Source organism: Youngiibacter multivorans, assembly GCF_017873395.1.
In the GTDB taxonomy this organism is placed as follows: Bacteria; Bacillota; Clostridia; order Clostridiales; family Clostridiaceae; genus Youngiibacter; species Youngiibacter multivorans.
Genome location: NZ_JAGGKC010000025.1, coordinates 32,025 through 58,158, shown reverse-complemented (window position 1 = coordinate 58,158; position 26,134 = coordinate 32,025). Strand labels below are relative to the sequence as shown.

General features: G+C 45.0%; 26 protein-coding genes, 13 tRNA genes and 1 pseudogene. 7 read left to right on the top strand and 33 right to left on the bottom strand.

All coding sequences use genetic code 11. From position 1 onward, the window contains the following. Both J2Z34_RS13465 and J2Z34_RS13460 read left to right on the top strand, forming a co-directional pair. Positions 1-725: Mu transposase C-terminal domain-containing protein (locus tag J2Z34_RS13465; RefSeq protein WP_209460383.1), on the top strand; the 725-nt coding region annotated here is incomplete at its 5' end. Next, positions 718-1,545: an ExeA family protein gene (locus J2Z34_RS13460; protein WP_209460382.1), complete on the top strand. Its 828-nt coding sequence runs from the start codon at positions 718-720 to the stop codon at positions 1,543-1,545. The genes J2Z34_RS13465 and J2Z34_RS13460, both read left to right, overlap by 8 nt. Here the strand turns inward: J2Z34_RS13460 and J2Z34_RS13455 are convergent. Continuing rightward, a complete protein-coding gene (locus J2Z34_RS13455) occupies positions 1,527-2,267 on the bottom strand; it encodes an ATP-binding protein (RefSeq protein WP_209460381.1) in 741 nt (246 codons plus the stop codon). The two genes, J2Z34_RS13460 and J2Z34_RS13455, sit on opposite strands and share 19 nt — an antisense overlap. Further along, positions 2,264-3,829 carry an IS21 family transposase gene (gene istA, locus J2Z34_RS13450; RefSeq protein ID WP_209460380.1) on the bottom strand — a complete coding sequence of 522 codons (1,566 nt, stop codon included), beginning with the start codon at positions 3,827-3,829 and terminating at the stop codon, positions 2,264-2,266. Before istA (J2Z34_RS13450) ends, J2Z34_RS13455 begins: the two co-directional genes overlap by 4 nt. A 630-nt stretch (positions 3,830-4,459) precedes the next feature. On the opposite strand from istA (J2Z34_RS13450), the gene istA (J2Z34_RS13445) reads away from it, so the two are divergent. Genes istA (J2Z34_RS13445) through J2Z34_RS13435 form a run of 3 tightly spaced genes read left to right on the top strand, consistent with a single transcriptional unit; the run spans position 4,460 to position 7,145 of the window. Continuing rightward, a complete protein-coding gene (istA, locus tag J2Z34_RS13445; RefSeq protein WP_245250754.1) occupies positions 4,460-5,941 on the top strand; it encodes an IS21 family transposase in 1,482 nt (493 codons plus the stop codon). Positions 5,942-5,956: 15 nt separating this feature from the next. Then, on the top strand, positions 5,957-6,724 hold the full coding sequence (gene istB, locus J2Z34_RS13440; RefSeq protein WP_209460378.1) for an IS21-like element helper ATPase IstB: 768 nt from the start codon (positions 5,957-5,959) through the stop codon (positions 6,722-6,724). Continuing rightward, complete coding sequence (locus tag J2Z34_RS13435; protein ID WP_209460377.1) at positions 6,717-7,145, top strand: hypothetical protein; 429 nt, start codon at positions 6,717-6,719, stop codon at positions 7,143-7,145. The genes istB and J2Z34_RS13435 overlap by 8 nt, the downstream gene beginning before the upstream one ends. 291 nt (positions 7,146-7,436) lie before the next feature. On the opposite strand, the gene J2Z34_RS17985 is transcribed toward J2Z34_RS13435, so the two are convergent. The 8 genes from J2Z34_RS17985 to J2Z34_RS13395 form a co-directional block, all read right to left on the bottom strand. After that, positions 7,437-7,679 carry a DUF4238 domain-containing protein gene (locus J2Z34_RS17985; RefSeq protein ID WP_425348048.1) on the bottom strand — a complete coding sequence of 81 codons (243 nt, stop codon included), beginning with the start codon at positions 7,677-7,679 and terminating at the stop codon, positions 7,437-7,439. A gap of 27 nt (positions 7,680-7,706) precedes the next feature. Next, entirely contained in the window at positions 7,707-8,207 is a 501-nt protein-coding gene (locus J2Z34_RS13425) for a DUF4238 domain-containing protein (RefSeq protein ID WP_209460375.1), read from the bottom strand. 105 nt (positions 8,208-8,312) lie between these two features. Beyond that, complete coding sequence (locus tag J2Z34_RS13420; RefSeq protein ID WP_209460374.1) at positions 8,313-8,474, bottom strand: hypothetical protein; 162 nt, start codon at positions 8,472-8,474, stop codon at positions 8,313-8,315. A 100-nt stretch (positions 8,475-8,574) separates the two neighbouring features. Next, a complete protein-coding gene (locus J2Z34_RS13415) occupies positions 8,575-10,356 on the bottom strand; it encodes a DUF262 domain-containing protein (RefSeq protein WP_209460373.1) in 1,782 nt (593 codons plus the stop codon). Further along, positions 10,353-11,660, bottom strand: coding sequence for a DUF262 domain-containing protein (locus J2Z34_RS13410; RefSeq protein ID WP_209460372.1), 1,308 nt, complete (start codon positions 11,658-11,660; stop codon positions 10,353-10,355). The genes J2Z34_RS13415 and J2Z34_RS13410 overlap by 4 nt, the downstream gene beginning before the upstream one ends. A 56-nt stretch (positions 11,661-11,716) precedes the next feature. Further along, positions 11,717-12,559, bottom strand: a complete 843-nt coding sequence (locus J2Z34_RS13405) for a hypothetical protein (protein WP_209460371.1) — start codon at positions 12,557-12,559, stop codon at positions 11,717-11,719. Positions 12,560-12,577: 18 nt separating this feature from the next. Beyond that, the gene (locus J2Z34_RS13400; RefSeq protein ID WP_209460370.1) at positions 12,578-12,802 is read right to left on the bottom strand and encodes a helix-turn-helix domain-containing protein; all 225 of its coding nucleotides are present in this window, start codon (positions 12,800-12,802) and stop codon (positions 12,578-12,580) included. A 126-nt stretch (positions 12,803-12,928) separates the two neighbouring features. Further along, complete coding sequence (locus J2Z34_RS13395; RefSeq protein WP_209460369.1) at positions 12,929-13,072, bottom strand: hypothetical protein; 144 nt, start codon at positions 13,070-13,072, stop codon at positions 12,929-12,931. A gap of 33 nt (positions 13,073-13,105) precedes the next feature. Between J2Z34_RS13395 and J2Z34_RS13390 the strand changes: the two are divergent. Beyond that, positions 13,106-13,294: pseudogene (locus J2Z34_RS13390) on the top strand (LysR family transcriptional regulator substrate-binding protein); the annotation flags it as partial. 234 nt (positions 13,295-13,528) lie between these two features. Next, positions 13,529-13,666, top strand: coding sequence for a DNA-binding protein (locus J2Z34_RS13385; protein WP_209460368.1), 138 nt, complete (start codon positions 13,529-13,531; stop codon positions 13,664-13,666). 123 nt (positions 13,667-13,789) lie between these two features. Here the strand turns inward: J2Z34_RS13385 and J2Z34_RS13380 are convergent. The 23 genes from J2Z34_RS13380 to pcrA all read right to left on the bottom strand — a co-directional run bounded on the left by J2Z34_RS13380 (position 13,790) and on the right by pcrA (position 25,883). Beyond that, positions 13,790-13,866 (bottom strand) — tRNA-Arg (locus J2Z34_RS13380). 40 nt (positions 13,867-13,906) lie between these two features. Continuing rightward, a tRNA-Gly gene (locus J2Z34_RS13375) sits at positions 13,907-13,980 on the bottom strand. Between the two features lies 1 nt (position 13,981). Continuing rightward, positions 13,982-14,056 (bottom strand) — tRNA-Gly (locus tag J2Z34_RS13370). 14 nt (positions 14,057-14,070) lie between these two features. Further along, a tRNA-Leu gene (locus tag J2Z34_RS13365) sits at positions 14,071-14,155 on the bottom strand. 5 nt (positions 14,156-14,160) lie between these two features. Further along, positions 14,161-14,234: transfer RNA gene (locus J2Z34_RS13360), tRNA-Gln, on the bottom strand. Positions 14,235-14,243: 9 nt separating this feature from the next. Next, a tRNA-His gene (locus J2Z34_RS13355) sits at positions 14,244-14,319 on the bottom strand. Positions 14,320-14,323: 4 nt separating this feature from the next. Beyond that, positions 14,324-14,400: transfer RNA gene (locus J2Z34_RS13350), tRNA-Arg, on the bottom strand. A gap of 9 nt (positions 14,401-14,409) precedes the next feature. Continuing rightward, positions 14,410-14,484: transfer RNA gene (locus J2Z34_RS13345), tRNA-Gly, on the bottom strand. 21 nt (positions 14,485-14,505) lie between these two features. After that, positions 14,506-14,581 (bottom strand) — tRNA-Pro (locus J2Z34_RS13340). A 21-nt stretch (positions 14,582-14,602) separates the two neighbouring features. Continuing rightward, a tRNA-Gly gene (locus J2Z34_RS13335) sits at positions 14,603-14,676 on the bottom strand. 8 nt (positions 14,677-14,684) lie between these two features. Then, a tRNA-Lys gene (locus J2Z34_RS13330) sits at positions 14,685-14,760 on the bottom strand. Between the two features lie 9 nt (positions 14,761-14,769). After that, a tRNA-Gln gene (locus J2Z34_RS13325) sits at positions 14,770-14,844 on the bottom strand. Positions 14,845-14,938: 94 nt separating this feature from the next. Beyond that, a tRNA-Pro gene (locus J2Z34_RS13320) sits at positions 14,939-15,014 on the bottom strand. Positions 15,015-15,115: 101 nt separating this feature from the next. Further along, the gene (locus J2Z34_RS13315; RefSeq protein WP_209460367.1) at positions 15,116-15,604 is read right to left on the bottom strand and encodes a metallophosphoesterase family protein; all 489 of its coding nucleotides are present in this window, start codon (positions 15,602-15,604) and stop codon (positions 15,116-15,118) included. A gap of 3 nt (positions 15,605-15,607) precedes the next feature. After that, on the bottom strand, positions 15,608-16,219 hold the full coding sequence (gene rdgB, locus J2Z34_RS13310) for an RdgB/HAM1 family non-canonical purine NTP pyrophosphatase (RefSeq protein ID WP_209460366.1): 612 nt from the start codon (positions 16,217-16,219) through the stop codon (positions 15,608-15,610). 3 nt (positions 16,220-16,222) lie between these two features. Continuing rightward, positions 16,223-16,960, bottom strand: a complete 738-nt coding sequence (rph, locus tag J2Z34_RS13305) for a ribonuclease PH (RefSeq protein ID WP_209460384.1) — start codon at positions 16,958-16,960, stop codon at positions 16,223-16,225. 30 nt (positions 16,961-16,990) lie between these two features. After that, positions 16,991-17,965, bottom strand: a complete 975-nt coding sequence (locus J2Z34_RS13300) for an AIR synthase family protein (RefSeq protein WP_209460365.1) — start codon at positions 17,963-17,965, stop codon at positions 16,991-16,993. A gap of 102 nt (positions 17,966-18,067) precedes the next feature. Then, the gene (gene gatB, locus J2Z34_RS13295) at positions 18,068-19,501 is read right to left on the bottom strand and encodes an Asp-tRNA(Asn)/Glu-tRNA(Gln) amidotransferase subunit GatB (RefSeq protein ID WP_209460364.1); all 1,434 of its coding nucleotides are present in this window, start codon (positions 19,499-19,501) and stop codon (positions 18,068-18,070) included. Between the two features lie 9 nt (positions 19,502-19,510). Continuing rightward, the gene (gatA, locus tag J2Z34_RS13290) at positions 19,511-20,953 is read right to left on the bottom strand and encodes an Asp-tRNA(Asn)/Glu-tRNA(Gln) amidotransferase subunit GatA (protein ID WP_209460363.1); all 1,443 of its coding nucleotides are present in this window, start codon (positions 20,951-20,953) and stop codon (positions 19,511-19,513) included. 1 nt (position 20,954) lies between these two features. Continuing rightward, positions 20,955-21,245 (bottom strand): Asp-tRNA(Asn)/Glu-tRNA(Gln) amidotransferase subunit GatC, encoded by a 291-nt coding sequence (gatC, locus tag J2Z34_RS13285; protein WP_209460362.1) that lies wholly within the window; start codon positions 21,243-21,245, stop codon positions 20,955-20,957. A gap of 76 nt (positions 21,246-21,321) precedes the next feature. Continuing rightward, a complete protein-coding gene (locus tag J2Z34_RS13280) occupies positions 21,322-21,627 on the bottom strand; it encodes a hypothetical protein (RefSeq protein ID WP_209460361.1) in 306 nt (101 codons plus the stop codon). Beyond that, the gene (ligA, locus tag J2Z34_RS13275) at positions 21,620-23,620 is read right to left on the bottom strand and encodes an NAD-dependent DNA ligase LigA (RefSeq protein ID WP_209460360.1); all 2,001 of its coding nucleotides are present in this window, start codon (positions 23,618-23,620) and stop codon (positions 21,620-21,622) included. Before ligA ends, J2Z34_RS13280 begins: the two co-directional genes overlap by 8 nt. A 28-nt stretch (positions 23,621-23,648) precedes the next feature. Further along, positions 23,649-25,883, bottom strand: coding sequence for a DNA helicase PcrA (pcrA, locus tag J2Z34_RS13270; protein ID WP_209460359.1), 2,235 nt, complete (start codon positions 25,881-25,883; stop codon positions 23,649-23,651). Positions 25,884-26,134 lie beyond the last annotated feature (251 nt).

Here is a 26,134-nt window from a genome sequence, read left to right as displayed (position 1 = left end):
CTGTCATGAAGCATGGTTTGCCACAGTCCGTATATTTTGACAATGGAAAACAATACAGGACCAGATGGATGACCAGAGCATGCGCAAAGCTAGGCGTAAGGCTGATGTTTGCAAAGCCATACGCGCCGGAGGGAACTGGGAAGATAGAACGCTTTAACCAGAACATTGACAGGTTTCTGGATGAATACCAGGTTGACCCAAGCCCCAAGAGCCTTGATAACATGAACAGGCTGTTTTGGGTATGGCTTGAGGAGTGTTACCAAAACAAGGAGCACTCGGCAATCAACGGGCTAACTCCAGTACAAGCATACAATCTTGATAGTACGCCGATAAAGAGAATAGCGCCTGAAATCATTGCAGACGCATTCCTCCATGCAGAGGAAAGAAAGGTGGACAAGAGTGGATGCATAAGCTTCAATGGTGACAAATACGAGGTTGGAGTCACCTTTGTAGGCTGCACTGTAGACGTAGTCTATGACCCATCAGACACATTCGAGGTAACCATAGAGTATCCTGGTGCAAAGCCATTCAAGGCAAAGAAGCTGACCATAGGAGAAAGAGTAGGTGCAAAGCCTGTTGTGCCTGAGCACCTGACTATCCTAAAGCCAATCGAGTCCCGACTGCTGAATGGCGCACAGCGGAAAAATGAGTTGCGTAAGGATAAAGAGAGAAGCACTGCCATATCCTTCAGAAGTATAACGGCTGGAGGTGGCGACGATGTTTGAAGAGTTCTACGGATTCGAGAAAACACCATTCACGCGTGACATGCCTGCAGAAGACCTGTACGTGTCACACATGCTTGAAGAGGCTTTGGGTCGGCTTGCATACGTAGCTGAACGACAGCTTTTCTGTGTTGTTACGGGAGAATGCGGTACCGGAAAAACAACTACAATCAGGAGATTCAAGAATTCCTTGGATCCTCAGAAGTACACGCTAATGTACCTTGCGGACTCCAAACTGACTCCAAGACACTTCTACAAAGGCATGCTGGAACAGTTGGGAAGCGAGTCAAAGTTCTACAGAGGCGATGCAAAAAGGCTTCTGCACAAGGAAATCGAGCTGATGAAGGGGCTGCACAAGAAGAGACCTGTCGTTGTGGTTGACGAGGCGCATCTGCTTAACAAGGAGATGCTTGAGGAAGTACGGTTCCTGCTCAACTTCAAGATGGATGCTGAGAGCCCTATGGCTCTGATCCTGGTTGGTCAAACCGAACTGTGGGAGAAGCTTCAGCTTCAGACATACACAGCCATAAGGCAACGAATCGATATGCAGTACAAGCTTAACCAGTACGACAAGTCAGAGGTAGTGGCATACATCAAGCGGCACCTGACATATGCTGGCAGAGAGCATGAAATATTCTCAGATGAGGCAATTGAGGCCATATACCGATACTCAGGAGGTGCTGCCAGGCTGATTAATAAGGTTTGTGATTATTTCACGTCAGGGATACCGGTAGGGTCGAAGACCCGTACCGGTAGTATTTCTTTGAAGTCCGCTAGTACTCAATCCGAGTCCGAGTTAATGCATCATCTCCGGGATGAGTAAAATTCCCTCATATTGAGACTCCCGGTCTCAATGTAGATTGAATCATGCACAATCCGGTCCATGATCGCATCGGCCGGTGTACCTCCGCCCAATCTTCCATGCCAGTCATCTTTTCTGAACTGGGTACAGAAGATGTTGGAAGCAGCGCCGTAACGGCGCTCAAGTAACTCAAATAGGAAGTATCTTTCTTCATCTGATATCTCCTCAAGAAGCCATTCATCTAGAATCAGGAGTTGGTATGCAGAGTATTTCTTTAAGAGTTTTTGTTTACCTTTAGGTAGTAGTCTGTATTCGTCATACTCCATGAGAAGATCTGGAACTCGGATATATCGGGTTCTATACTGTTGTTTGCATGCTTGCTTTCCTATAGCGCAAGCCAGGTATGTTTTACCCGATCCCGTGAAGCCTTGGAATACTATATTCTGGTAATCATGCATAAACGAACAAGTTCCGACTTCAAGCATCTTAAGCTTGTCTATTCCTCGTTGCACGTAGTGGATATCGTTCAACTCAGCCCGTGGCAGTCTAAATTTTGACAATTTAATGAGGTGCTCAGTTTTAGTGTTGAATTTAGCCTGATACAGATAGTCGATCATTAGCTGGAGTTTTTCATCGAAAGAAAGTCCAAGCTTATCCGATTCCGTAATGTGCATATCCAGATACTCTACCAGCTCGTCTAATTTCAGTGCTCTGAGCTTGCGTCTTGTTTCATCGTGTATCATCTTATCTTACCTCCATAGTATTCAGGGCCGCGAACATAGCCTTCACCATCTCTTGTGGGTGTTGATTGCTTTTGCTTGTTCCCTAAGAATACTTGGTCTTGATTGGAGGCTAGGATTGTTTTAAGATGATGGTACCGAGGCACATTGACTTTTGTCAGGGCTAATTCGCAGGCGGTTTCGAGACGAGCCTCCGAATAAGTTTTGCTAAGGCGTAAGACGGACAGGGATGGGTTATATCCCTGTTCTTTTATTTTCACATTGGAGAATATCCTTTCAATGACTTCACCGGTATGTTTGCCGATTGAATAAGCCCAATGTACGATTCGTGTGTCATCCCATTCTGGCTTGTTGAAATGGTCGGGCATATCCTCTTCATGCGTGGAATATCTGTTAGTTAAGTAACCAGGAAACTTCTTATGTGTTGTTATTCTCTGGTCCATATAGTATATTTCCACAAAATTCTCGGATACTCTGACATCCACCTTTTTCCCCATATATTGATGAGGACAGGAATACCTATTCTTGGCCAACACAATGTGGGAGTCAAGGCCAATGGATCGCTGATAGAACCAATCTGCTATCTCGTATGGGATCTCTGGCAATGAATGTAGGTACTGACGCTCTTCACCATCAAATATTTCAAACCTGCTGCCTTCACGAATCTGGAATGGTGCCTTATTGAAATCATCAAGTGCATCGCTAACTCCAAGTTTCAGTTCATTGAAGGATGCAAATCTTCTATTCCTTAGTCTTGCGATAATGGCTGTTGCGATTTTACCAACGGTTCCTTCGACAGAAGATTTTTGTTTTGGTTTTCTAACACCTGTCGGCATTACTGCAGTTACGTAATGCTGCGCCAATGCTTCGTACTCATCATTGAGTATGATGTCTCCTTCTTTTGGGTGTTTAATCACAGCAGTCTTGAGGTTATCACATACGGTTCTTATCGGAACACCATTAAAGTATTCATACATGTGGACATGGCACCTTAACCATGTATTCTGCTTCATGTCTAGACAAGGCTCAACGTAAGAGTACTGGCTGTAGGGCAAGGTTCCCACGAAGAGATAGGCAGTGATAACCTCTCCAGTTTGCATGTCTGTATAGGACATGGTAGGCCCTGACCAATCAACCTCCGCCTTAACTCCAGGCCTATGTTCGAGATGGTTTGTCAATTTGTTGGATACAGTGTGGTCTTGATAACCTCTGCAGTACTTTGTGTATCCCATTGGCATAGTTACAACAGCGCTACAGGTATCTAGGTACTCTTTCCATAGTAGCTTTAGGGTGACTCCCACCTTCTTAAGCTCTGAATGGACGTACTCATAGTCAGGGGCTTGATAGAGAGATTCTACAGCATGCTTGTCAGGAAAGAACAACTTGTAGACCTCATCAGGGCTCTTATCCTTTACGTCTGAATAAGCAATTCCCATTTGGTCCGCAATACGAAAGACAGAAGTGACAGAGTTTCGGGACATCCCGCGTAGCTGTGCGATTGCATTCCTGGACATTAGTGAAGCCCGAAGTTCCAGAATGAGTTTGACTTTGATTTTAGTGGCCATAATAAGCCTCCTCTCTATTTTGTAGCTATGAGCTACAACTTCATTCTATAGATAGGTGGACTTATTAGATATATTGCCGGACTTCAATTGAGTATCAATGAAATACAAAACGGACTCCATTAAAAATACTGGCGGTCTTTAAACGAGTATCGGGGGTATCGAAAGCGCGTAATAATCAAGGTTTGTACCAGTTCACTGATTTACGGTTGCCAGAACGGCAGAAGAATAATTGATGACCATATGGTGAAATTGGTAATCAATGGAGAATTGACATAAAGGATGGCAGGCTGATCAACTCAGCCTGCCATTAACCAAAGCAAATCTTGGACAAGAAAACACATCAGGTTTTGGACAACAGAAGTCAGCATTAACACCAAGGCAGAATATGAGCCCTTTGGAGAAGATATTTACCGATTACGCGAGAAAAAGCAGAAAGTCCAGCTGGAAAGTGCTGTACATGATGAGTTTAAAAATCAGTTTCCCGAGATGGTTATATTCCTGAGGAATCAGTTATTGATTTACACTGAATATTGACCCCCTTTTTACGCTGAAAGTTGACCCCCCTACTGAAATGATAATATCCTTAGGATGTTGTAAATAGCAGCCTAAGGAGGACAGCAGGTGAAGGACATGCAGGACTGGAACGCAGTGAAAAAAATGTATGACAAGGGGGTGTCCAAGAAACAGATTGCAAGAGAACTGAAGATGTCGAAGAACACAGTGAAGAAGCTTCTCGCTTTGGAGGTCGAACCTGTATACAGGCGGGAAAGAAGTCCGACCAAGGTGGACGATTACAAGGACATCATCAGGCTCTGGTACCTCGATAGTGAATACTCTTACATCGGGACCAGGATCTTCAACGAACTCGTGAAGATCGGGTACGCCGGAACCATCAACCCAGTCTACCGGTACCTCCAGACACTGGATACCGAGAAAGGTCGCATCAGTAAGAAAGCCACCGTTAGGTTCGAGACCCCGCCAGGTGACCAGGCCCAGTTCGACTGGGCAGAATATATGATGGACGTCGGTGGGAAGAAAATTAAGATTTACTGTTTTACAATGGTCCTGAGCTATTCACGGAAGAAAGCTGCCATCTGTTCCAAGGCGGTCAATGGGTTATGTATCTACGAGGCAATCCAGGACCTTTTCAAGGCACTTGGTGGCGTTAGCAGAGAACTGCTCATCGACAACCCAAAGGCGCTAGTCACCAGCCACAGGAAAGGCGAAGAAGTGGAGTTCAACACTAGCGCGTTAAAGCTGTTCATGCACCTGAAGACGGATCCCAATGCCTGTGAACCTCTGCGCCCTAGGACAAAAGGCAAGGTGGAGAAGCCGAACCAGTACATAGAGGAACAGTTCGTAAAGGGAAGCCATTTCGCAGATATGCACGACCTCAATGACAGCCTTCGAAAATTCATGGAGATCTGGAACCAGAAGGTGCATGGGACAACCAGGCGGACACCCGAGGAAATGTTCGAGGAAGAGAAGGATTCACTCCTTCCTGTTCCGTCCAGGCTGGTCCTGGATGTCGGGATGGAACAGCGGATAGTGAGTCCCGACTCTCACGTAACAGTGGGGACAAACCGCTACAGTTTGCCGGTTTACTATGTCGACCACCAAGTGAAAATACGCATTGTCTATGGATACCTCCTGGAAATCTACGATGAAGAGATGAACCTAATCCGAACTTGGGACACCAACGAAGGCAGGCACGAGCGGATCTATAATGACACAGACTACAGGGCTATCGCCTCCAGGGTGCCAAGTTCAATTCCAGAGATCCAGCGTGTCTTCGAAGCGACATTCTCGCATGGACCGGCTTTCTACGCCCTGGCCAGGCGTGTAACCAACCAACCCCACTTCCACGCAAGGGAAATCCTGAAACTGCTGGAACTCTACGATGTGGCAGACCTCGACCTCATCCTTGCACACTGCATCGAGAACAACATCTTTAAGATCGATGACATGCGTAGGATCATCAAGGAACGGTATTTTGAACTGATCATGACCTATGAACGGACAAAGTTTCTGCTAAGCAAGGAAAAGGAGCGGAAAGAAAGGTTCAAACTGAAGAATGAGGATGCGCTGGTCAGGAACCTAACATACTACTAGAAAGGAGGAAACCGCTTGAACCAGAATGAAAACATTGTGGACAGCGAAATCAGACGGCTGCTGAAGCAGTTCAAGCTTCCGGACATACATGACCGCTTCAATGAAGAAATTGGCCGTGCTGTCGAAGAAAACTTGGGCCATAGGGCATTCCTGCAAAGACTGCTCATAGTGGAGGAACAAGGGAAGAAGGAAAGGCTGAGAAGAAAGAAGATCAAAGAAGCGCATTTCGAGCAACATAAGGTGATTGAGGGATTCGACTTCAGATTCCAGGAGAGTGTAAACCAGAGCAAAATACTGGACCTGGCCTCACTTAGTTTCCTAGACAAAAAGGAGAACGTTATCCTCGTAGGTCCGCCTGGTGTAGGGAAGAGCCATATCAGCACCGGCCTTGGAATGAAAGCTTGCGAAGCAGGCCGTTCGGTCCTGTTTGCGAATGCCATCGAATTGATGGACTACTTGTCCGAATGCCTGGAGAAAGGGACCCTGCGGCAGCGGCTTAAGAAGCTGTTAAAAGTGGACCTGCTCATCATCGATGACCTGGGCTACCTAAAAATGGACAAAGAAAAAGAGAGCATATTTTTTCAGCTTATCCGGCAAAGATACGAAAAAAAATCTCTCATTGTCACGACCAACCTACCTTTTAACAGGTGGGATGAAATCTTCACGAACGAGCTCGCAGCTGCCGCTGTGCTCGACCGTCTCCTTCATCATGCTCATGTGATTAGTATATCAGGGGACAGCTACCGCGTAAATAAGAAACTGGAGGAGGTCCTGGATGCTTAAGCACGATCCAAACATAGACTACGAAGGATTCATTGATACATATAACCAACAAGGCAAGGCGGAGGCCTCAAGACTCGCCAGGACCCGTTATAACTTAAGCTTTCAGCAGATGAAACGTCGACTGGAGAGGCTGACAGACTATCGCTTTGACGTTACTACAGGCGAATACAGGCACCATGAGGTGCCGATGAACCCACCTGAGAAGTTCCTGAGCCTGGAGGAACTGGAGAGGTCGAGAAAACCGATTCAGATTCCGGAACCTGTCCCTTCTGATTTGGACTTCGATAAGCTGGTAGTGGAACTTGTCTATGACCGAGGCCTGGAATTGAGCCGATATATTCGAATCAACCATGGTACCCGGACTGTAATAATCGACAGGAAGGGTCTGGTCCAGGACGGTTTCCGAGTTGTTGAAAAATGACCCCATGGGGGTCAGATTTCAATGTAAAAGGGGGTCAAATTTGGTTGACAAACAACATCAGTCTACCACCCTGACCGAATATGACAAGACTCTTGTCATGCGTTTAATTGAATAGGTTCAAATCCACGAGGGCAAATTCACCGTGGAATTCAAGTCCGTTGTGATGGTGGACGTAAAATTAACATAGGAGAACTGCCTTGTATCCCAACAATTTGGATTATAAGGCGGTTCTCCTATGTCAAATTGTCAAGCGTTCGTCCGCTTGCTATCAAAGTGTTTTTACTATAAATTTTAAACAATTTTGTTAAAATGTTGGATTGTACTATGATCTGCAAATCGATGGTCAACTATGTCTATTGAGTCCGTATCCCCTTTTCCAATGAATAATAAATGCTTCGGCGTTATCGGAAAAATAAATCCATTTGAATTTTCTTTTTCTACCATCGAAACATGATGAAATGATGGATTATCTGATGTTATAAATGTTCCAGCATCGTCATATGCCTCGAACAATATCATTTGACACCCTTCCATTGTTTTTGCAATTACATTATGATAAAATCATCTGTTCTCTTTAAAAAACATTCTATACAATTCTGAATACAAAGTACCTGTCATCAATTCATCTGTCACTTTAGCTTCTTTTAAGACCGGATATAAAATCCTATCCTTTATCTCTGAATATATTCCCATAGCATCAAATTTAGGACTTCGATACAACATCATGAAGAAAAATTCTAACATTTCTACTGCAGCAACTTTAGTTATTCTTCTCTCACTCTGACCGATAGCAATAGGCGTACCACAATGAACTTCATCAATAAAGTTCATATATATTGATTCCCAGCGCTTCTCATAGTTGTCATCAAAAGCATTCTCTAGAATATAGCAATTCAAATCATTTATTCGATTAATGATGCTTTTCTTTCTGGTCAGATTGCCATCATCATAATAAAACTCCCAGTCATAGATATCATACAAGTGTTTTCGAACACTGGCTTTTGTTTTTATGATGCTGTATCTTAATTTTCCGTATACAGGCATCGGTTTTTTGCTTCTCATTATTTCAAAGACCTGATTTACAAATAGTTGTATATTTGCGGACAAGATTTTGTGATATATATATATATATATATAGTTAAAATTTATTGTATATGTATGCGTTTCTCATAGTATAGTATCACGATTTGCACCATCTCCAAAATTAACACCCTGCTTGAATGCATATACGCCTTGGAATTTTTTATATGGTTCTGCAATTTTTACGACTTCTGTTTCCCAAGCTTTCATATACACTTGAGGAACATAATGCTGTCTTTTTTTAGCCATAGTGTTTCCTCCTTTTTAAATCTAACCCTAGGTTTAAAAGGATTCACTTTTCACTTTATGATCATGTCTGTTGTTAAATCTTTTGGCGCGAAAATTTCATTTAATTTCTTAGAATATCGAACATATCATTTTTATGCTTACTAGCCTTTTCTACCGTCCATTTCCCATCACCCAGTCTAGTCATTTTTTCCATAATTCTAAGTTTCAAACTTTGATTGATGATACTCGGGTATGAATTGATTTTACCTGCAGGTGGCAAATTGGAAAACTTAGAATTTCCAGAAACTGTAATCAACGCAAGATTACCGAAACTGTTCAAATCATCTGGTTTCCAAAATTCACCCTCGACAGGATGTTGCGGATGAAAATGCTCGATTGAACTCCTAAACTGGAATTGCCAATCATCCTGAAGGGGTGGTATAATTTCATTTCCATTATAAGAATATCCATCTCTGTAGATTAAGTAATCAAGATATGTGAATACAATTCGTTCAAATCCGAAACCATAAGCTTTTGTATAATCAGAATCAACAATCTTCTTTTTACAATAACTTTCTAACATGGGAATAATTTCAACTGCCCTGTCTTCTAATAAGGTAGATATTATTACCGAAATCCAATGCATAGTTTTTGGAGATGTGTACGTAATACGTAAACACGATTGAAGAGTCCTTAACTTCTTATTATCATTATCCTCATCACCGAAAGTACCCACATATTTAGGCTTATCGCTATTCTTCTTGTTATCTCGATATTTTTCTAAACGTTGCAGTGACCATTTACCCATATCTTTGTAATCTCTCGCAAACTCACGTTTTAATACATACTGGTCAAATAGAACCCGACACTTCAGTAAATGAAACAAGTAATCTTTTGCTTTCTCAGATGTTGACCATGTCCACGATAGATTACTAAGAAAATGTTTATCATCAAGACTTGCATCTTCTTCTCCAAGTTTTCTCAAGACAGCATTAACTTGCAATAAGAAATTGGGAAATGAAATAATCGATTCAAACCGCTCGTTTTCATCTTCGAATTGCGTAGTTGAAACATTAAGTAATTTATTTTCGCTTAGAATTCCGATTAGGGTTTTTTTATCTATAGATTCATTTGCTGTAAAAATTTTACTTTTTATCGAATCAAAATTCGTAATTGATTGGTATAGATTGCTCCAATCATCAGTAAAGATGCTTCTTCTTGTATTAACATCAAAATTCATCTGGACATAGGAGTTCATGTCGGAGCATTTTTCCCAAATCAAAGCTGCAACGTTTTTTTCGTGGTCGCTTTCAAGTACTTCTAGCAATTTGGCCTTTACTATTTCATGAAGTTCTAGTTGTTCACCTCTGGTATTCATGATTTCAAAATAATGGTTTAAATCAATATTCTGTGGAACTTGAACTCGAATAAGAAATACTCTCTTCAACTTTTCAGAAAAACTGTTTCTGTCGATGTTTTTATTCTTAAAGTAATTATCTATGACTTGAAATCCATTCAAGATTTCAGGTGATGATAATTCTTCAATTATTTCATGATTACTACGATCGCTAACATAACTAAGTGTACGATTTGATTTTTCACGAGCCTCAAATCGCAACGCTTCTTTTGCAAATACAATTTCTAAGTACTTCTCAAGCAAATATAAAGTAGTTAGCCGTTGTTGTCCATCAATCACTTCGAAGATATTGTTATCCTTTTGATTAACGATCAAATTCCCTAAAAAGTAGTTTTTATTAGAATCGTCTATTGAGCTATCGATATCTTCAATTAATTGCACTATTTGGGTTTCATTCCACGCAAAATTGCGTTGATAAATCGGCACTAGGTAGTTGATGTTCTCAAAAACATGTGACACCGGTATTATTTTTAAATCATTTTTCATTTCCTCCACCTGTTCCATTCACAAAGCAATTCATAAACTACTTTATATTTTTCTTTATTACCGTTGTCAATGTCTGGCTGTTTAAGCACAATTAACTTCAATTCTTCTGGATCCGACATTTCACTGATTGCAGAAAACATATCAATTTCAAAATTTGCTCTTTCATGCTGACCTTTTGCATATTTATTTATGGTCTGCGGATACACAGAATTCATAGCCAACCGCAATGAATAACTCCATGAATAAAGCTGCTGCATCACAGATTTTGTTAAGTTCTCAAGACCAAACTTATCTGCAAAGAATAATAAAGAACATTCATAAAGCTGCTTGATATAAATGTCCCCAGAACGCTTGCTTGGAATTTGATCATGCTCATGAAAGTGATTTATTTGACCCTGCACTTTTTCTAATAGTCTTCCATAATGAAGGGTATAGCTAAAAAAACGCTTCCCAGCTATCAAAGGCTGCGTCAATTGGAATTGATTCAATAATTTCGAAGCTAGCAATTCGTTACTGCCGTTAGCATTAAATTGTTCCACATACAAATTACTAACTTTATGGTAAATTGCATAATTGTAGATATTTGCTCCCTTTATTCCTTTAAAAGAATCAATTTTACTTGATGAATAACCTAAACCGTCTTTTCCTTTATACCATTGAACCAGAGGGTACAAATAATTTTTGTACAAATCGTCTAAATCATCTTGGTTTATATTTTCCCAACTATTTATTGTTTTAACTTTTTGATTTTCATCTTCACTATTCATTTCTCGCAAATGGTATGACTTCAATAAATCATGTGGTGCTAATTCTTTACCGCGAGAATTTTGTGAATCGAAGAATTGAAACGCCTCTTGCTCATTGTCTGTAACGATTTGAACCATTGTGCACTGGTTCAATAAATAATTTTTATATTTTTGACGTTCATCATCGTTTAATTCGTTAGCTCTCTTTGAAAGTACACCAAAATTTGTGACAATGACATCGTTAGACTGTTTACTATACTTTTCTTTAAGCATACCTTGTTTATTTTCACCTAAACAATAAAGCAAAATCGATAAGGTAGTAAGCCTTTGTTGGCCATCAACAATATTGTATTTGTCAGAGCGTTCTTTGTGGAAGATAACTGAACCAAGTCGATATTCTTTAATTTCATTCCCAAACGCCTCATATGTATCAATAAATAAGGTGTTGGTTGACTTCACACTCCAACTATATGGTCTCTGATATGAAGGTAAAGCTAAATTTTTTTTTAGTAAGTCCTTCAATTTGGTTATTTCAAGTTCATCTTGTATTAGAGCCATAATTAATCCCCTCATATTTCCCATCAATTCTTAATCACAAATGAAATATCCAAATTCTATCTGTTTGCATACCATAAAAAATGATCAAATTTTCTTCTTCTAAATGGAATGTGAATATTGTTCTCATCAAGTAGCTCCCCGACACATCTATTAAATGACTCAAACTCAAAATTTACTCGCCAAGTATCAATTTTATTAACAGTTAAATCTTGTATATATAAAGGCAGAGCATTTTTAACTATTCCATCAAATATGGAATAATCATCTCTACCGTATACTTCAACATTGTGATATGTACAATACTTGGATGCAAAAGAGAACATGTTTGTTTCGCCAATGTTTCTTGCAATGAGATTTACAAGCCCAGGATCCCCTTTTCTCAATCGTTCATCAAACTCGGGGATCTCCAGTACTACTTTGGCTAGATCATATAGCGACAGCTTACTCTTATGTTGCGAAAGGTGTGTCGAGTTAGTCACATCTATTACAGCAATCTTCATAGCAATAGTATTTAGGTCATTATGTAAAGGAAAGGAATTCAAAACATCATGTATTATCAAACCTTCCTTACCATAACTAGAACTCATTTTTACAGACTGATGCTGTTCCTCAATATTCTCTTCAGTTAAAGGTAAATACATCCTTTCAGCTTTTTTAGGCTTTTTGTACTTTCCCTTATTAATACCAAGTTGAAGAATCTTATTGATACACCAATATGTTGTCGCACCTTCTTTAGGCATAATACCATTCTGTTTTAGGTACTCTTTAAGTAAGCCCAGTTGTTTACCCTCTGGGATTTTGCCGGAAAGTGTTTCTATAATATGTGGTTGAGTTTTCGAATGGCTTTCATTAGCGCTAATAACATTGTAATCAACACCGTTTATATTTATTGTTATCAATTTGATCGCCTCCCTCATTTACTCACTTCCTGTCTTAATTTCATTTCCATCAGGCAAAATAAAAGCCTGTTCAAACTTCACATCCATAACATCCGCAATGGCCTTAAGTTCTTCTAAGGTAATCGTTTCACGCTTCAACTTTTTTCCGAAGTTCTGTGGAGACTGGCCTAATCGTCTAGCCAATTCGGAAACGCTGATATTCATTTGGTCACAAAGCTGTCGTATCATATCCGAAGTTTTCATCATAGTCCCTCCACACCTCTATAAGATAATTATAAAACATTTGGTTTCAACTAACAAAAAAACTTGTAAATATTTTCTATGAAAAGGACCCGCGACTCTGTGAAGGCGGGTCTAATGTTGTATCGATTATTCATCAATCTGGATTTCAATCCCTGATTTAAATTCTACAATGAATTGATCATCGTAAACTGTTATCTTTTCCAGGAGTGTTCTGACATACTGTTCAGCGCACTCAGGATGTTCCTTTGAAAGACCCTCGAGGAAAGTCATCAATTCGTATCTTTTTATCCTGATGGATGCTTCCTGGTAGAAAGCGGACTCGGAATCAGCATCCTGCCTCAGCTTATACTTAAGCGTGTTCCCTACCGCATTATTGCAAAAGATTTGGACACACCAGCCTTCAGGAATATCGGAATTGCATTTCGGGACAGAAACCGAACCTCACTTGCAGTAAAGAAGTTCCTTGAGTATCTGCAGTATAGGAACAAATAACAAAGAATTCTTATGTAAAGCCAATGTTTGAAGAGATGTCATTCATGACTTTAAGAAATCCTGAAATATAATAGTGAAAATCTATTATATGAAAATTATTCAATTCCAAAAAGTCTTAAGGATTAATCTGTGAATTTTCTATAGTAAATATGTGAAACTTTTATATTAATGTTGAAGTCTTTTCAGAATATGTATATAATTTTAATATAAACATAAACTTGAATGAGGTGTGATATGAAAGCGACTGATAAGACAAAAATACTGCTTACAATACCAGAAGACCTGAAGGAAGATTTGGTTAAGGAAGCCGATGCTGTGAACCGCAGCCTGAACAACTATATACTGACAGTACTTCTCAAGAGAGAGAAATAAGAGCCTGAGGGCTCTTTTTTCATGGAGACTGAAGGTTTTCAAGTGATGCAAAAAAAAGCCTCCAAATCACTGCTTAAGGTGATTTGGAGGCTTTCTCTGTTGCCACAGGCATTTCTGCCTGTGTGGTACCCCATATGCGACTCGAACGCATGACCTCTGGTTTCGAAGACCATCACTCTATCCAACTGAGCTAATGGGGCATGTTATGAAAAAAGACCTGCAAAGCAGGTCTTTCCATAATGGAGCGGGTGAAGGGAATCGAACCCTCACGACCAGCTTGGAAGGCTGGAATTCTACCATTGAACTACACCCGCATGGAGCGGAAGACGAGATTCGAACTCGCGACATTCACCTTGGCAAGGTGACGCTCTACCTCTGAGCCACTCCCGCTTAAAGAGGTATTGTGGTGCAGATGAAGGGACTTGAACCCCCATGCCTCTCGGCGCTAGATCCTAAGTCTAGTGCGTCTGCCAATTTCGCCACATCTGCATATTTGGTTGGGATAGCTGGATTCGAACCAACGATGCCAGAGTCAGAGTCTGGAGCCTTACCACTTGGCCATATCCCAAAGAATAAATGGGGTGAACGATGGGACTCGAACCCACGACAACCAGTGCCACAAACTGGCGCTCTGCCAACTGAACTACGTTCACCATATGGTGCGTCTTAAGAGATTCGAACTCCCGGCCCACGCCTTAGAAGGGCGTTGCTCTATCCAACTGAGCTAAAGACGCATATTATATTGGAGCGGAAGACGAGATTCGAACTCGCGACATTCACCTTGGCAAGGTGACGCTCTACCTCTGAGCCACTCCCGCATATTGGGGCTAGGGTTAAAATGGTCGGGGTGACAGGGATCGAACCTGCGACCTCATGCTCCCAAAGCACGCGCGCTCCCAGCTGCGCTACACCCCGAAGTGTAATAAAAGGGACTAATGGAGCGGGTGAAGGGAATCGAACCCTCACGACCAGCTTGGAAGGCTGGAATTCTACCATTGAACTACACCCGCATATTTAATGGTGGCTCGCCGGGGAATCGAACCCCGGACACCGTGATTAAAAGTCACGTGCTCTACCGACTGAGCTAGCGAACCAAATTGAATTGGTTGGGATAGCTGGATTCGAACCAACGAATACCAGAGTCAAAGTCTGGTGCCTTACCGCTTGGCGATATCCCAGTATCAAGGCATTGCAGGACTTATCCCGGCCTTCATCTGAATAGCTTCGCTTGACGCTCACCTCAGCTCATCTGGCCCACATGCTAAGCGTACTTGGTCGGGGTGACAGGGATCGAACCTGCGACCTCGTGCTCCCGAAGCACGCACGCTCCCAGCTGCGCTACACCCCGATAAAAGTTATCACCTTTCAGCGACAAAATTTATTCTATACTAAAATCAATGAAGCGTCAATACCAAAATTTGAAGAATTTGCTTTATGAGTTTTTATTGCCTATCGGCCCGCGTCAATGCCTGCAAACCTGAAGCCGGTATTGTTTCCCTTGATCTCTATGAAACCAATGGTAGGCTTCTGGCCCCCTCTGGGCTCTGCAGCGCTGCCCGGATTGAAGGTCAGGATTCCGTCCATTAAGTCCTCCGAAGCGACGTGAGTGTGCCCGTAGAGGGCTATATGACACCCGTGGTCCTTCGCAGCCTTAGCAAGCTCATGAAGACCCCTTTTTACTCCGTAGGAATGCCCATGTGTCGCGAATATCTTAAGATGACCAGCCTCTATGACCTTGAAGTCCCTATCGGCGCTGTAGTCGCAGTTGCCAGGAACGGTTATTATCTCCATTCCAAGCATTGCCTCCATAAGGTCGGCATCGTCCATATTATCACCAAGGTGGATCACCTTGTCAGGATTTGCCTTCCCGATTATGGCTATGGCCTGCTTGATCCTGGTCGTCCTCCTGTGGGTATCCGATACTACCGCAATCAGCATCTGCTATTCCCCTTCCTCTAGAGACAGCTCCCTTACGAGGAGTGCAAGCGCCTTTCCCCTGTGGGATATGGCATTCTTTTCTTCAGGTGCGCTTTCACCGAAGGTCTTGTTAAGCTCAAGTGAATAGAACATGGGGTCGTACCCGAAGCCGCCTTCACCCTTCAGCTCGAATGTGATTATCCCGGGAGTCTCCCCCTGGACTATGATTTCCTTCTCTTCTCCTATAAATGCCATGGCGCAGATGAACCTTGCGGTCCTCTCATCCCACATGACTCCAGAGAGCTCCTTCAGGAGCTTCTCATTGTTCTTTGCGTCAGTCGCTCCTTCACCCGAATAGCGCGCCGAATAGACGCCAGGAGCGCCGTGAAGGATGTCTACTGAAAGTCCAGAGTCATCAGAAAGGACATAGGTATCCTTCCTGTCATGAAGGCTCAGACTTTCAAAAAGCTCAGTTGCCTTCTTAAGGGCATTCCCCCTGAAGGAATCCTGGTCCTCGTCTACCTCCATCACAATTCCGGCATCCTTCATGGACAGTACCTCAAATCCCAAAGGCGCCATCATATCCTTTATCTCTTCAACCTTGTGTTTGTTGTTGCTTGCGATTATTATCCTCATATCCTACCTCAAAACCCTGTCCATAGAGCTGCCGAGGGTTTCCTTCATCTTTTCGATGAGTGCTGTGTTTCCGATTGTCGCCAGCTCAAGCATATCCATCAGCTCAATGTTGTTGAAGGGTCTTTCCTCACCCGTTCCCTGCAGCTCTATGAAATCTCCCTTGCTGTTCATGACGACGTTCATGTCCACTTCAGCCTTGGAATCCTCCACGTAGCAAAGGTCTAGCATTGGCTCACCGTGAACCACCCCGACACTGATTGCAGTGACTGCGGAGCTTATTGGATACCTCTTGAAAGGCGTCACCTTGTCGATGGCGTTTACCGCGTCCACAAGGGCCACGAAAGCGCCCGTGATACTGGCAGTCCTCGTGCCTCCATCAGCCTGGATAACGTCGCAGTCGACCCATATGGTCCTCTCACCGAGGGCTGTAAGGTCAACCACTGACCTCAGGGCACGACCGATAAGCCTCTGTATCTCATTTGACCTTCCGTCAAGCCTCAGCTTTGCGATGTCCCTCTGCTTCCTTGTCTGGGTTGATCCAGGCAGCATGCTGTATTCAGCCGTTATCCATCCGCTTCCTGAGCCCTTCAGGAATACCGGGACCTTATCCTCGATCATGGCGGTGCATATTACCTTTGTGTCACCCATCTCCATGAGCACAGAGCCCTGGGAATACTTGGTGAAATTCCTCGTTACCTTCACATTCCTTATCTCATCGTTTCTTCTGCCGTCAACCCTCATACCTTCTCCTCTTTCGCGCCTGTTCGGCATTCAATCGTACAGCCTGTATATCTCATCCCTCGCCGGAGGGATAACTTCAATTTCTTCCTCTGCCAGGAGTATTCCTCTTGCTTCGGTAACCTTGCCTATGACAGTGGCTGCTATTCCAGCACCCTCCAGTCTCCTTACAGCTTCATCAGCATCCTTGACCGCTACGAGCATGGATCCTGATGAGATAAGCCTTAACGGGTCAAGACCGAAGTTTTCGCAAAGCTTTCTCGTCAATCGCCTTACAGGCATCAGGTCCTCACGGACCGAAAATCCCGTACTCGAAGCCTGGGCCATTTCCCAGAGCGCTCCAAGCACGCCGCCTTCGGTGATGTCGTGCATCGAGGATGCAAGACCCTTCAGGAGCATGCCTTCCTTGAGCACAGAAAGCTCCAGTGCGTAGTTTTCAGCTTCCTTAAGCTCCTCTTCGGTAAGCACCTCCCTGGACCTTTCAGCGAAATCCTTCGCTATTATCGAGGTGCCCTCGAGGCACAGCGATTTGGTTACAATGATGCTGTCCCCAACCTTAGCACCTGAAGTTGTAATCAGCTCATCCTCGCTGACCACACCCACTGCAGTTAAGGATACAACCATCCTGTTAACCGCATCAGTCACCTCAGTATGGCCGCCCATGACCTGCACATTCATGAGGCGTGCCTCCCTTGAAATGTCCTTCATCACAGTCTCTATGTCGCCGAAGGTCGACCCTTTAGGTGCAAGAATCGTGACAAGCACTCCAAGAGGTTCAGCCCCTGTCGTTGCAATATCATTGATGTTGATATGAAGAGCTATGTTCCCAAGACCATTCGTCGCCGCAGTCACAGGATCAGTCGACATGACTATCAGGCCGTCATTCATCTTAAGGACCGCACAGTCTTCACCTATGCTTCCGCTCTTGAGCACTTCCGCCCTTTCAGCGCCGCTGTTCTTCTTTATAAGCCTCTGGAGTATGTCCCAGTTGAGTTTGCCAGTTTCCATAATTTACCTCGCTACTATTTGACTCATTACATTCTACCACAATGGCTGTAAAATGGAACAGCCTCCGGACCCGTAAAGTGTCCGGAGGCATTGCCATTCTTCCTATTTCAGCCTTTCAAGCTCATCAGCGACAAGCTTGTTTATGACAGTCGGATTCGCCTGCCCCTTTGTGGCCTTCATGACCTGCCCGACAGCGAAGCCCAAAATCTTGGTCTTTCCTGCCCTGTAGTCCTCAACCACCTTCGGATTTGCTGCAAGCACCTTCTTTACTTCCTCAAGAAGAGCGCCTTCATCGCTTACCTGGACCATGTTCCTTTCCTTCACGATGACAGAAGGATCCTTCCCTTCCTCGAACATGAACTCAAGGACCTTTTTGCCCATTGCAGAGGATATGGTGCCGTCCTTTATTATTGCAACCAGTCCCGACAGCTCCTTAGGTCCGAATTTCAGATCCGCTATCCATGTGCCCTTCTCATTCATGAGCCTCGAAAGGTCACCCATGATCCAGTTGGATACAGCCTTTCCATCCTTTGATTCCCTGGCAGCCTCATCGAAGAAGTCAGCCATATCAGAAGTAAGTGTCAGTACCATGGCATCATACTTAGGTATCCCGTATTCCCTTACGAACCTCTCCGCCTTCTCATGCGGAAGCTCAGGTATGGTCTTCCTTACCCTGTCTATCCACTCGTCGCTGATGTCAAGGGTAACAAGGTCTCCCTCCGGGAAATACCTGTAGTCGTTGGCCATTTCCTTGGACCTCATGAGCCTGGTCTCTTCAATGGAATCGTCCCATCTTCTGGTCTCGATTGTCAGCCTCTCGCCATTCTCAACAGCCTCGCACTGCCTTCTGTACTCATAGCCGAGAGCCTTCTCAAGGGCCTTGAAGGAATTCATGTTCTTGATCTCAGACTTGACGCCAAGAGTTTCAACTCCAACTTCCCTTACGGAAATGTTGCCGTCGCACCTCAGGCTTCCTTCCTCCATCTTGACATCAGATACTCCAAGAGCGAATAGTATTGCCCTAAGCTTCGTAAGGTAAGCAGTAGCCTCCTCGGGAGTCCTTATGTCAGGCTTCGTGACAATCTCAATGAGAGGCACTCCTGACCTGTTGAAATCGACAAGTGAGCCCTTTGAGGTATGGATCAGCTTTCCTGCATCCTCCTCCATGTGGATCCTTTCGATTCCGATCCTCTTTATGCTGCCGTCAGATATCTCTATCTCCACATAGCCGTCATGACATATCGGAAAATCATTCTGGGTTATCTGGTAGTTCTTCGGAGCGTCAGGATAGAAATAGTTCTTCCTGTCAAACCTGTTGAACGTGTTGATCTTGCAGTTGAGCGCAAGTCCTGTCTTCAGCGCGAAGTCAACGACCTGCCTGTTTATCATCGGAAGAGCTCCCGGAAGTCCGAGACATACGGGGCATACATGTGAATTGGGCTTTCCGCCGAATTCAGTGGTGCAGCCGCAGAATGCCTTCGTCTTTGTCTGGAGCTCAACATGGACCTCGAGTCCTATAACCGCTTCGTATCTCATGGTGCCCTCCTATAATGAAGGCCTTAGGTCAAGGCCCCGTTCACTCTCGTATGCATAAGCAATATCAAGTATGGTCTGCTCGCTGAAATGGGCCCCCATTATCTGGAGTCCCAGCGGCATCCCTTCAGTAAGTCCGCACGGTATGGAAACTGCAGGAATACCTGCTATGTTGACAGGAACCGTGTAGATGTCGTTAAGGTACATTGCCATGACATCCTCTGTCTTGTCCCCTATCCTGAATGCAGGAGTAGGAGTAGTCGGGGAAATCATCGCGTCGAACTTCGAGAATATGGAATTGTATTCGTCCTGTATAAGCTTCCTTACCTTCAGTGCCTTCTTGTAGTAGGCATCGTAGTAGCCGGCTGACAGCACATAGGTCCCGAGCATTATCCTTCTCTTGACCTCAGGTCCGAAGCCCTGGCTCCTGGATTCCTTGTATAGGTCTATGAGGTCACAGGCATCCTTTGCCCTGAAGCCGTACCTGATGCCATCAAACCTTGCAAGGTTTGATGAAGCCTCCGCCGAGGATATTATGTAGTATGCAGCAAGCGAGTAGTCAGCCATTTTGAGGCTTACCCTCTCGACTGTAGCTCCCAGTGCTTCAAACACCTTCACCGATTCCTCGATGCTCTTCCTTGCATCGTCATTGAGGCCTTCACCAAGGAATTCCTCAGGAAGAGCGATCCTCTTGCCCTTTATGTCCTTCGAAAGGTTCGCATACAGGTCACCAAGGTCCCTCGAATGGGTAGTGAAGTCCCTGTCATCCCTGCCTGTTATTGCAGAGGTTATGAGGGCAAGGTCCCTGACATCTCGGCCTAAGGTTCCAACCTGGTCAAGGGTGGAACCGAAGGCGGTTACCCCGTACCTTGAAATTGAACCGTAGGTAGGCTTGAGTCCTGCGATTCCGCAGTATGCTGCAGGCTGCCTTACCGATCCGCCTGTGTCTGTTCCAAGTGACAGCGGAACCTCCATGGCAGCAACTGACGCAGCCGATCCGCCTGAAGATCCTCCGGGTACCCTTGTCAGGTCAAATGGATTCCTCGTTATCTTGAATGCGCTGTGCTCTGTGGATGATCCCATGGCAAATTCGTCCATGTTGAGCTTTCCTACGATAACACCGCCCTGCTTCTTTATCTTCTCGGTTACAGTGGCATCATAGGGAGCGATATATCCTTCGAGTATCTTCGAGGCGCAGGTATTCTGCATCCCCTTCACGGAGATGTTGTCCTTTATCCCTACAGGTATTCCTGCAAGAAGACCTTCCTTTTCACCGTCGTCGTATCTTTTCGCTCCTGATAGAGCGGATTCCCTGTCAACCTTAAGGAACGCACCTACGCTTTCCTCCACTGATTCTATCCTGCCAAGGAACGATTCAGTTATATCCTTTGCACTGACCTCGCCTTTGCCAAGCATAGCTTTAAGCTCATGCGCCTTGTATTCAAATAGCTCCATCTTACACCTCTATGACGCTTGGAACTCTGAGATACTCTTCGACCCTGTCGGGAGCATTCATCAGGAATTCCTCCTGTTCCATCGACTTTGTGACCACATCTTCCCTGTACACATTCTCTATATAGATAGGATTGACCAGGATGTCAGCACCTTCAGTGTCAAGCTCAGAGAGCTTGTCGACATATCCCAGTATGTTGTTGAGGTCCGTAATGAACCCGGATTTTTCCTCTTCGGTGAACTTAAGCCTCGCAAGCTCAGCTATGTAGTCCACGTCCTTCCTAGAAACAGACATATTCTACCTCCATTGAAGACGCCGGCTTAAGTTGCCGTTTCCGCCTTAATTTATATATTTTACCACAACCCTCGCTTCAGGACACTCCTGAATAGAAGAAAAAGAGGCTAACTGCCGCCATTGCAAGCGATATCATCCCATAAACCTTACTTTTAGGCCATCTTTTCGAATCAATCATGAACCTTATACCCCACAGCAGTTGACTTATGAACATGGAGAGCTGCAGAGCGTCATAGTTATTGAAATACTGCAGGTACAGGAAATGGTATGTCGTGAGCGTAGTGAGGATAAGGACCCCGGTACTTACAGCCACGAACACCCAGCAAAGGATTGTCAGAAGCAGGTCAAGGAACTCAAGGTTATTTAAGGTTCCCCTATCCATCCTGACCACCAGCCATATCGAGGAATTCATCCTCTGTTATTGTCCTGACATTCAGGTCTCTGGCCTTGGTGAGCTTTGAGCCCGCTTCCTCGCCGTACAGCACGAAATCGGTCTTCTTCGAAACGGAGGATGCAACCTTTGCACCCAAGGAAATGAGCTTCTCCTCAATTTCCTTCCTGCCGAAGCTTTTTAACGTCCCCGTCACGACAACGGTCTTCCCGGTGAACGGGCTTTCAATCCTTACAATTTCAGTCGATTTCGGTACTACTCCGCTCTCCCTTATCCTTTCGAGCTCGTCAAGAACAGCCTGGCTCCTGAAGAACTCATGGATGCTTTCAGCGACTATTCCACCAACCTCCGGAACCTCGAGAAGCTCCTGAAGCTCCGCATCCCTGATCTTCTCAAGGGACCCGAACCTTTCTGAAAGGTCTCTTGCCGTCTTCACTCCCACGTTCGGTATTCCAAGGGCATACAGGAACGCATGAAGCTCCCTGCCCTTTGAATCCTCAATGGCCTTCAGTATGTTATCCGCCTTCTTGTCCTTGAACTTCTCAAGCTTCAGGAGTTCCTCTTTCTTCAGCCTGTAGATGTCAGAAATGCTCTTCACGCCTAAACTCTCAAAAAGCTGCTCAGCAGTCTTTTCGCTCAGCCCTTCTATGTTCATCGCATCCCTTGAGGTGTAATGCACGATGCTCTTCACCATCTGCGGCTTGCATGAAAGCGTATTGTCGCAGAAATAGTGGGCACCGGTGAGAACCAATGGAGTCCCGCAGGAAGGGCAGAATTCAGGAGGCACTATCTCCCTTGTTCCTTCATCATCTTCAGATACGGACCTTAAGATTTCAGGAATGACATCGTTAGACCTTCTGACAAGCACGTCACAGCCTATCCTCACGTTCTTGCGCCTCACGTCGTCCATGTTGTTGAGGGTAGCCCTCCTTACAGTGACTCCGGCAAGGTCCACCGGCTCAAGTATTGCGGTAGGTGCAACCCTGCCTGACCTGCCTACGTTCCATTCCACGTCAAGAAGCTTAGTGACAGCCTCCTCAGCCTCAAACTTGTAGGCTATGGCCCACTTGGGGAATTTCACAGTATAGCCCATGAGCTCCCTTGTCCTGGTGTCATCAATTGCTATTACCGCCCCGTCAATGTCAAAGTCAAGGCTTGCCCTTTCAGACTGGATTTCCTTAATAGCTGCCTCGATTTCCGAGAAGGTTGAAGCACTCCTTACATACTCATCCATAAGGAAGCCGCACTCCCTGATATGGTCAAGCATTTCGGTGTAAGTCGAAAACGTCTTGCCTTCAATGTACCCTATGTCATAGAAGTATGCGGTCAGGTTCCTTTTCCTGGTCTCATACAGGTTCAGGTTCCTGAGGGCTCCGGCAGCACCGTTTCTTGTGTTCTTCAACGGAGCATCAGACTCATCGTTATACTTCCTGAAGGCTGTCTTCGTCATCATGGCCTCGCCATGTATCTCAAAAGTGTTCTTGTCAGGAATCCTCAGAGGCACGGATTTTATTGTCTTCGCCTGAGCTGTGACTTCCTCTCCGATGGCTCCTGTTCCCCTTGTCGCGGCAGTAACAAGCAGCCCGTCCTCATAGGTCAGGTTCAGGGTCAGTCCGTCGAATTTCCTCGTTATGACATATGAGGGCAAGGGCAGGCTTTCACCACCCTCTGCATTTGATGCCTCAACGAATTTGACGTTCCTCGCATGCCATGCATGAAGCTCCTCAAGGCTCTGAGCCTTGTCGAGGCTCCAAAGCCTTCCCTTGTGTGCATGCTTCCTGAATTCAGGCAGCACCGAGTCACCCACCCTCTGGGTAGGCGAGTCCGGAAGTACGATACCTGTCTCAGCTTCAATAGCCTTAAGCAGGTCGTATTTTTTATCATATTCAGCATCATTGACGCTGGGGCTGTCCAAAACATAATATTCCCTTGAAAGCCTGTTCAGCTCCGAAACAAGCTCCTCCATCTGCTTAATCTTATCCATTTCAACTCCTATACCAGCTCTTCTGGAGCTATACCAGCTCCAGTGGAGCAAGGCTAAGCATCAGATTTTTTATTCCCTGTGAATCGAAGGCTATCGTAACCTTCACGTCACCGCTCTCATATGCGGCATTGACTATCGTTCCGTTCCCGAATTTCGGATGCCTGACCTTTGTTCCAGGCTTGGCCTCTTCCTTTGACAGAGTCTTCTTTCCAGGCCTGTCGAGTGTCTGCATTGCACTTTCCTGGGCTTCCCTTGTGGCATACTCTGAAAGCTTGGACCTTCTCTCGAAAAAGCCTCCTGTGCCCTGTGAATGTGACCTTACATAGGCCTCCTTGTTCCCTCCGACGCTTTCCTTCAGCTCCTTCGGGATGTCCACAAGGAACTCCGACGGCGGATACATGACTGTCCTTCCGTAGACTACCCTTACCTCGGCATGGGTCATGTACAGTAGCTCCATGGCTCTGGTTATGCCGACATAGGCAAGCCTCCTGGACTCCTCCATCTCCTTCTGGTCCTCAAGGGAGCTGGCTCCAGGGAACAATCCGTTCTCCATCCCCACCATGAATACCACAGGAAACTCCAGACCCTTGGCGCTATGGAGCGTCATTAGGAGAACTGCGTCCTCCTTTGCATCCATTGAGTCTATGTCTGAAACGAGCGCCACGCTTTCTAGGAAATCAGAGAGCTGACCGTCCGGATTCATCATCTCAAAATCAAGTGCAGCATTCACGAACTCCTCAAGGTTCTCTATCCTTGAAAGGTCCTCAGGGTCCTTCGAGTCCACCAGCTCCTTCATGTAGCCGGTAGTCTCAAGCACATGCTTCACGAAGGCTGATACCGTCATGTCAAGCTGGCTTTCCATGAAGGAAAGGTGCATGTTCCTGAAGTCAATGACAGACTTCAGAGTCTTTCCCTTGATGATATTGAGCTCCTCAAGGTCCTGCATAAGATCGAAGATCGTCTCCTCGTTGTCCCTAGCTGCCTGGGCAAGCTTCTCTAAAGTAGTGTCTCCTATGGCCCTCTTGGGTACGTTTATGATCCTTCTCAGGCTTACCTCATCGAAAGGATTGTTGACAAGCCTTAGATATGCAAGGATGTCCTTGACCTCCTTCCTGTCGTAGAACTTGAGTCCCCCAATGATCCTGTAGGGTATCCCCTCCCTCATGAAGGCTTCCTCGAAGTTCCTTGACTGGGCATTGGTCCTGTAGAGTACGGCAAACTCCTTGTAGTTCCTTCCGTCCCTAGATAGTCTCCTTACCTCGGACGAGACAAACGAAGCCTCATCCTTGTCATTGTAGGCGCTGTAGACCCGGACCTTTTCGCCCCTGTCCTTTGTTGTCCGGAGAGCCTTGGGCTTCCTTTCCATGTTGTGCCTTATGACGTTGTTTGCAGCATCAAGTATGGTTCCCATGCTCCTGTAGTTCTGCTCCAGCTTCACTACCTTGGCTGCAGGGAAATCCATCTCGAAGTCCAGGATGTTCCTGATGTCAGCTCCCCTGAACTCGTATATGCTCTGGTCATCGTCTCCGACGACGCAAAGGTTTTTGTGCTCCGATGCAAGCAACTTGATCAATGTGTACTGCGCATGGTTAGTATCCTGGTACTCATCGACCATGATGTACCTGAACTTTCTCCTGTACTTGTCAAGAACCTCAGGAAACCTCCTGAACAGCTCCACGGTCTTCATGATCAGATCATCGAAGTCCATTGCGCTGTTTGACTTGAGCCTTGACTGATAAGCCTCGTAGATCTCGGCTATCTTTCGGTTCCTGTAGTGGTACTCGTGCTTCTTCCTGAAGGCTTCAGGGCTTTCGAGCTTGTTCTTTGCATCGGAGATCATCCCGATGATCGCTTTTTCAGGATATTCCTTGTCGCTTATGTTCATTTCCTTCATGATCTGCCTGACTAGGGATTTCTGGTCATAGCTGTCATAAATGGTGAAGTCCTTCTTGTATCCCAGGTTTTCAATCTCGCGCCTGAGTATCCTCACGCAGCTTGAATGGAATGTGGATATCCACATGTTGAGTGCCACCTCTCCAATGAGGCTTACGACCCTTTCCCTCATCTCACCCGCCGCTTTGTTGGTAAACGTGATGGCAAGTATCTCATAAGGCTGGACCCCCATCTCCTCTATCATGTAGGCGATCCTGTGGGTCAGGACCCTGGTCTTTCCAGAGCCTGCACCGGCCAGTATCAGGACAGGTCCTTCTATTGTGGTTGCGGCTTCATACTGTTCTTTGTTAAGCAGTTTCTTAAGGTCCAAATAACTCACTCCTAAGATCATTTCACATTAGATTATACCATATATGCCGCAGCTCTCCATGACTTTTATCAGAACTTATGTTCACCTGTAATAACTCTCAAATAAAAAACAACCCTCCGGTAATCTGGGGGGATCCGGAGGGTTTATAAGGCTTTCGGGCAAGGCGAATTGGGGGGCGCCATGCCAAATAAGAAAAGGGGCTGTTGTTCCTTTGCTTATCCCTACATGGATTATAAACCCAAAAAACCGCC